Source organism: Shewanella sp. 10N.286.45.A1, from assembly GCF_041470405.1.
Classification (GTDB): domain Bacteria; phylum Pseudomonadota; class Gammaproteobacteria; order Enterobacterales; family Shewanellaceae; genus Shewanella.
Map to the genome: position 1 here is coordinate 22,614 of NZ_JBFRMK010000214.1, position 6,145 is coordinate 28,758.

General features: G+C 44.3%; 8 protein-coding genes. All 8 read right to left on the bottom strand.

Annotated elements, in window-relative coordinates:
• Positions 1–23 precede the first annotated feature (23 nt).
• The 8 genes from fliR to AB4238_RS15810 all read right to left on the bottom strand — a co-directional run bounded on the left by fliR (position 24) and on the right by AB4238_RS15810 (position 5,958).
• The gene (gene fliR, locus AB4238_RS15775; protein WP_372034286.1) at positions 24–824 is read right to left on the bottom strand and encodes a flagellar biosynthetic protein FliR; all 801 of its coding nucleotides are present in this window, start codon (positions 822–824) and stop codon (positions 24–26) included.
• A gap of 68 nt (positions 825–892) precedes the next feature.
• A complete protein-coding gene (locus AB4238_RS15780) occupies positions 893–1,162 on the bottom strand; it encodes a flagellar biosynthetic protein FliQ (RefSeq protein WP_372034287.1) in 270 nt (89 codons plus the stop codon).
• A 7-nt stretch (positions 1,163–1,169) separates the two neighbouring features.
• On the bottom strand, positions 1,170–1,919 hold the full coding sequence (gene fliP / locus AB4238_RS15785) for a flagellar type III secretion system pore protein FliP (protein ID WP_020911693.1): 750 nt from the start codon (positions 1,917–1,919) through the stop codon (positions 1,170–1,172).
• Entirely contained in the window at positions 1,916–2,290 is a 375-nt protein-coding gene (gene fliO / locus AB4238_RS15790) for a flagellar biosynthetic protein FliO (protein WP_372034288.1), read from the bottom strand. Before fliO ends, fliP begins: the two co-directional genes overlap by 4 nt.
• An 11-nt stretch (positions 2,291–2,301) precedes the next feature.
• Positions 2,302–2,682, bottom strand: coding sequence for a flagellar motor switch protein FliN (gene fliN / locus AB4238_RS15795; protein WP_020911691.1), 381 nt, complete (start codon positions 2,680–2,682; stop codon positions 2,302–2,304).
• A 12-nt stretch (positions 2,683–2,694) separates the two neighbouring features.
• Entirely contained in the window at positions 2,695–3,723 is a 1,029-nt protein-coding gene (gene fliM, locus AB4238_RS15800; RefSeq protein WP_372034289.1) for a flagellar motor switch protein FliM, read from the bottom strand.
• A 55-nt stretch (positions 3,724–3,778) separates the two neighbouring features.
• On the bottom strand, positions 3,779–4,297 hold the full coding sequence (fliL, locus tag AB4238_RS15805) for a flagellar basal body-associated protein FliL (RefSeq protein WP_372034290.1): 519 nt from the start codon (positions 4,295–4,297) through the stop codon (positions 3,779–3,781).
• Between the two features lie 92 nt (positions 4,298–4,389).
• Entirely contained in the window at positions 4,390–5,958 is a 1,569-nt protein-coding gene (locus tag AB4238_RS15810) for a flagellar hook-length control protein FliK (protein WP_372034291.1), read from the bottom strand.
• Positions 5,959–6,145: the final 187 nt, after the last annotated feature.

Consider the following 6,145-nt stretch of genomic DNA (forward strand, 5'->3'; position numbering starts at 1 on the left):
GATAGAATGCATCGACAATATCACTAGTTAAGCCCACCATCTAAGCTGCACTGAAGTTCAAGTACATTACACAGTAGGATTTGCACCTCACGCCACACTTCATCAAAGTGAGCCATGATTGGGGTCAATGTTAGCCATAGAATAAACAAACCACAGACCATGGTGACAGGAAAACCAATCGAGAAAATATTTAGCTGCGGTGAGGCGCGCGTCATCACCCCAAAAGAAAGGTTAATAGTTAAAAGAGCCACAATAGCTGACAGTGACATTGTCAGCGCAGCGCCAAACATATAACCGACAAATTCGGTAAACATACGATAACTTGCGAGGCTTAGACCTTCCATTGATACTGGAATTGAATCAAAACTGGCGACCACCATTTTGATCAATAATAGATGTCCATCTACTGCCAAAAAGATCATCGTTGTTAGCAAAAGAAAGAAGTTAGCGACGACTGGTGTTTGTTGTCCGGAACCTGGGTCTATCATTGAAGCAAAGCCCAGACTGGTCTGCATACCGATGATTTGTCCAGTTAACACAAAGGTCTGCATTAACAGCAGGGTTGAAAACCCCATGGAAACGCCAATGATGATCTGCTGAAAGGTGACAAACACAGCGCTCAAGGAAAATAGCTCGATATCTGGCATTGGCGGTAGCACAGGCACTACTGCTGCAGTAACGGTCAGGGATAACAATAGTCTAACTCGCGATGGAGTGGTATTAGCACCAAATACCGCCATCACCATAAACATGCTAGAGATCCGTGTTAATGGCCACATGTAGCCAGCAATCCCACCCATTATGGTATCAAGTAAGATATTCATAATTTACAGTACAGCGCTTGAATGCTGACGATGTAACACAGGAGGTTCAAACAGTTGCAATAGCATGATTAGCCGATAACCTGCGGGATCATATTTACCATCTGCATAAAAAACTCCATCATCGTTTGCACAAGCAGATGTCCCATCAGCATTAAGCCTAAAAGGGTTGTAAGCAGACGCGGTAGGAAGCTCAATGTTTGTTCGTTAATCGAAGTTGCGGCCTGAAATACTGCCACGATCAAGCCGACAATGAGTCCAGGCACAATGATCATCGAAACAATCGTCACAATAACCGCTAAGGCTTCTCTAAAAATATCAATCAGTGCTTCAGGACTCATAAGCTACCTACAACCCAAAACTGTTAGCTAACGTGCCCATCACTAAACTCCATCCGTCAACAAGTACGAACAGCATGATCTTAAACGGCAAAGAGACAATCATAGGCGATAACATCATCATACCCATAGCCATCAAGATACTGGCGACCACTAAATCTAATACCAAAAATGGTACGAATAACATAAAGCCGATCTGAAATGCCGTCTTGAGTTCACTAGTGATAAAGGCCGGAATAATCACGCTCATCGGCGCATCTTCTGGCTCATTGATATTCTGGTAACCCGAAATTTCGATAAAGGTATCTAAATCGGTTAAACGAGTCTGCGACAACATGAAATCTTTCAGCGGCCCTTTGCCAGTATTAAAAGCATCCTGAATGGGCATTCCCTGCTCAATATAAGGTTTAACAGCTTGCTCATAAATCTTATCGAATACCGGCGACATAATAAAAAATGTCATGAACATACTGATACCGATTAAAATTTGATTAGAGGGTGCTTGCTGTAACCCGATTGCTTGGCGCAAAATCGATAGAACCACGATAATACGGGTAAACGAGGTCAACATAATGACAGCTGCAGGGATAAAACTCAGCGCTGTCATCAGCAGTAAAATCTGCATGGTTACCGAATACTGAGTTGAACCATCAGCCCCGGTTGACACAGTTACCGCAGGCAAAATTCCTGTTTCAGCTAACACTGTAGGGGATATTAGCGACAGCGCGAGGCCACCAAATAACACAATCCATTTTATCATTGGGATGACTTCGCTTGACGTAAACGACTCGCAAAGGAGTCTGTGGAGATCTCAACGGGGTCACTAAGCTTATCAACCAAATTAACTTGATGCGGGGTAACCCCAAGTAAATACTGTTGGCCGTCAACCTCTACCAGTACCAGCTTCTCTTTTTGACCTAGAGGCGTAACAGCAAGTGTTTTCAATACTCCTTGGCTGCTGGGTACCAAATTAAGTCGCTTCACCATATAAGCCAAAGCAAAAATTAATAGCAGGACAACAATCAGCCCTCCTACCATACTGGCAAGTGTGGCAACACTTGAAGGCGTCGCTGACTTTTCTGCGGTAACAGCAACGCTGCCAAGACTAGCTAATGCAAGCTGAAAACTCATTGCTAATCCCTTTATTTAAGCTTTTTGATACGCTCAGTCTGACTGATAACGTCGGTTAAGCGAATACCGAATTTGTCGTTAACAACAACCACTTCACCATGAGCGATTAAGGTGCCATTAACCATCACGTCGAGAGGTTCACCTGCAACACGATCTAACTCAACAACCGAGCCTTGGTTTAACTGCAGTAGATTACGTATATTGATAAAGCTGCGACCCACTTCCATTGAAATGGTGACAGGAATATCCATAATTGCATCAAGTTTTGATGCTTCTTCTTCGCTTAGTGGCGCGGCATCACTGCTAAATTCATCTAACTCTACAGCTTGTGCTTCTTCAATTGCTTGCTCTGCCATTGCGGCAGCCCAGTCATCACCTGTATCTGTACTCATTTACTTATCACCTTATATCTCAGCACGTTCGCGCGGTTTACCTTTATGGGTCACCAACTGAAGTTCTGACTTAACCGTTTCTGGCCTTTGTATTTGTTCACAAATCTTTAATGCAAGATTCTCTTTAGTTTTGCCCATCTTACAACGATAAGTGGGAAGATCTTCAACTTTCAAAATAATGTGTTCAGGCAGCTCAACAGGGATCACATCCCCAGCCTTAAATTCAAGCACGTCACGTAATGTCACCTGATGTTCTACAACGGTCGCGTCGATACCAACATCAACATCCATGATCTCGTCTCGCAGTGCTTGCGACCAACGCATATCAGTATCTTGAGTATCACTTTGCACACCTGCATCGAGCAGCTCTCGAATAGGTTCGATCATCGAATACGGCATCGTGATATGGAAATCACCACCGCCACCATCGACTTCGATATGGAATGAACTGACCACTACCACTTCGGTTGGACTCACGATATTCGCCATCGCGGGGTTGACTTCAGAGTCGAGATAATCGAACTCAACATCCATCACCGGCGCCCAAGCTTCTTTATAATCTTCAAAGATAATTTTAAGCAGCAGTTGCACAATTCTGCGTTCAGTAGGGGTAAATTCTCGCCCTTCAATCTTTGCGTGGAAACGTCCATCACCGCCAAAGAAGTTATCTACGAGGATAAAAACTAGCCTTGCTTCCATGGTAATAAGCGCAGTCCCTTTTAACGGACTAAAACGCACCATGTTCAAGCTTGTTGGTACAAAAAGAGTGTGGACATACTCACCGAACTTGAGCATTTGTACGCCGTTAATTGACACTTCAGCCGCGCGGCGCATCATGTTAAACATGCTAATTCGCAGGTGGCGAGCAAAACGCTCGTTAACAATCTCCAGCGTTGGCATTCGGCCACGCACAATACGGTCTTGCGAAGAGAAATCATAGGCACGGGCATCAAGCTCACCGTCCTCTATCATGTCCTCTTCGACGTCATCTACACCGTGTAGTAGCGCATCAATTTCGTCTTGGCTTAATAAATCACTCACGATATTGCCTTTGCCTATATAAAAACGTTTGGTTTACAAAAAGAGCCGTGCAAATTTACTGCATTACAAAGCCGGTAAATAATACTTTTTCAACAACTTTACGACCAATAATTGGTTGCAGCGTATTTTGTACGTTGAGCAATGCTAAAAGTCGCAGTTCATCTTTACCCGCTAAGGTACTGAGTTTTTGCACATTTGCGCCACTAAAGGTGGTTAATAATGCATCTTCAATTAATGGGATATGCTTTTTAATCAAAACATCATCATCTTTACCACGCACCATTAACTGTACTTTGATTTCGACGAGCCGAGTACGACCGTTGCCTGGCAAGTTAAACAGAAACGGGCGTGGCATTGCGGCGTAAAAGGCTTCCCTTTTATCCGAGGCTTTCTCTTCAGCAACAACCTCTCCATTGCCCGTTTGCTCTGCAGTTTCGTCGCCACTTAATAGCAACCAGAGTGTTGCTGCGATGATTACAATAAGTACCGCTGCAATGCTGCCAAATAGCACTAACTTCTTCTTACTTTTCGGCTTGTCACTGACTTCAAGCTCTAATGATTCTTCTTCTGCCATCTGCTTTCCCTAACTGGACCTCTATGCACTTGCTTAACTCGGCCAACATCACAAGTTAAGCTAAGTTTTTAACTGTGCTATAGGTTACCTGCTTATGCGTAATAATCTATACCTGAAGCAGAACTTGTTGCCTGATTTGCGCCAACAATCAGCTCTTCTGCTGAAATTTCATCCATTTCACCGTGACTATTGCCTCGGCTGTCTCTATCACCTTGGAATGATTGGTCATTACCTCGGTCGCCTTGCGATACTTGGCCATCGGTTAATTGCATACCTTGCTCGGCCAGCATTTCACGTAATCGAGGCATTGCTTGTTCAACGAGATCTCGAGTTTGATGTTGGCTCACTTGGAATTGCACTTGAGTGGTATCACCCTGAACTTGGATCCGCACCATCATACTGCCTAACTCTGCTGGGTCGAGTCTGATCTCAGCATGTTGCACGCCTTGACTAACCATCGTCATCAACTGCTGCTTCATTACCGGAGAAAAACGTTGGATCATCTCCTGCATCTGAGAGGCTTGATCAGCATGTTGTTTCAGCGCCAACTGGATCTGCTGCGGTTCAACACGGGTTAAACTCTGCTGAATTTGTAGATTATGAGCTTGCAGGCCTGATACCGTCTTAATATCTTGGGTAGAAAGCTCTTCATTACCGCTAGCAAGGTTTGCTTCCAACCCCATTTGAATCGGGGTCAACCTCACTGACAACTCTGCACCTTTAAGCTGTTCTGCCGCCATACTATTGGCTGTATTGCTAAGTTTTCCATTACTGTTATTTTCTATATCAGCTCGCTTGGAAACCGCTTCAGCAGTGCTGGTTGCTGCCCCTGCTTGAATGGCTGCTTCTTTGCCGAGAATATCGCGGCTTTCGGCTTTAGTGTTCGGATCGATAGACTGCTGAGTTAACACATCTGCGGCAGGAATATTGCTTGTTTGTTTAGGGCCATTGTTAGTGTTGCTGTTTACTTCAGAGCCATTTGCGTTATCAACTTTATTAGCAGAGGCGTTAAGTCCATCTGCAGAATTTATGGTTGCCATACTTGGAGCCGCTGCGATGGCGTATTGCGCTAGTAGCTTACCGTCGGCATCTAAAATCTTACTTTGTGCTAGCAACGCTTCAAGCTCAGCTTTGGGCATTTCATTTAACGCTTGTTCAGAGAGGCCAGTTTGAAGGCTTAATGCTTGTAAAATATCATCAGATAATGCGATGGATTCATCAGAGTCACTGTTGTCAGTTGCTTCGCTGCCAGCCTTCAATGTGGCAAGCTCAGCTGCTGTATCATTGTCTAACGGCAAACCTTCGCCGTCAGCGGCAATCATCGAGTCGCTTTGAGCATCCTCATCTGCGCTAACAGGAAAATTGTTAGCAAGATTAATTTGAGCCAACACCTGATTGACATCATCACTATTGCTTGGTTCTTGATTACTGTTCGTGTCTTTTATGTCGCTTTGTTTTTGCTCACCTGTCGTTGCAGTGGTTAATGCTGCGTTTCCATCTATTTTTTGTTGCTCAGCAGTAGCACCCTCTTTGCTGGCCTTTGCAAGAGCCGCAGAGAAATTATCACCTTCTGCGCTCAGCTCGGGCTTTGCGCTTACCGCTGTTTTTTTAGCACTGGCGGCATCGGCACTACTGAGTAAAATATTGGTCATCTGCTGCATAACTTCTCCGTCAGCGTTCCCATCAAAGCAAAAATAGATCGTTAGGTTGGGTAATTAGCGTCAAAATATCGGCTCAAGCGCCCGCTTAAATTACCTATTATCTAGTTAAAAGCAAATATGATGCCAACAAAGCGGCAGATATTGAACAGCTTGAAACCTACTGTTTTACATTTATACCAATTGCATT

Bases quoted from the DNA above. Each gene is read 5' to 3' on its own strand.
- fliR (WP_372034286.1), bottom strand. From the start codon at position 824: ATGAATATCTTACTTGATACCATAATGGGTGGGATTGCTGGCTACATG.
- AB4238_RS15780 (WP_372034287.1), bottom strand. From the start codon at position 1,162: ATGAGTCCTGAAGCACTGATTGATATTTTTAGAGAAGCCTTAGCGGTT.
- fliP (WP_020911693.1), bottom strand. From the start codon at position 1,919: ATGATAAAATGGATTGTGTTATTTGGTGGCCTCGCGCTGTCGCTAATA.
- fliO (WP_372034288.1), bottom strand. From the start codon at position 2,290: ATGAGTTTTCAGCTTGCATTAGCTAGTCTTGGCAGCGTTGCTGTTACC.
- fliN (WP_020911691.1), bottom strand. From the start codon at position 2,682: ATGAGTACAGATACAGGTGATGACTGGGCTGCCGCAATGGCAGAGCAA.
- fliL (WP_372034290.1), bottom strand. From the start codon at position 4,297: ATGGCAGAAGAAGAATCATTAGAGCTTGAAGTCAGTGACAAGCCGAAA.
- AB4238_RS15810 (WP_372034291.1), bottom strand. From the start codon at position 5,958: ATGCAGCAGATGACCAATATTTTACTCAGTAGTGCCGATGCCGCCAGT.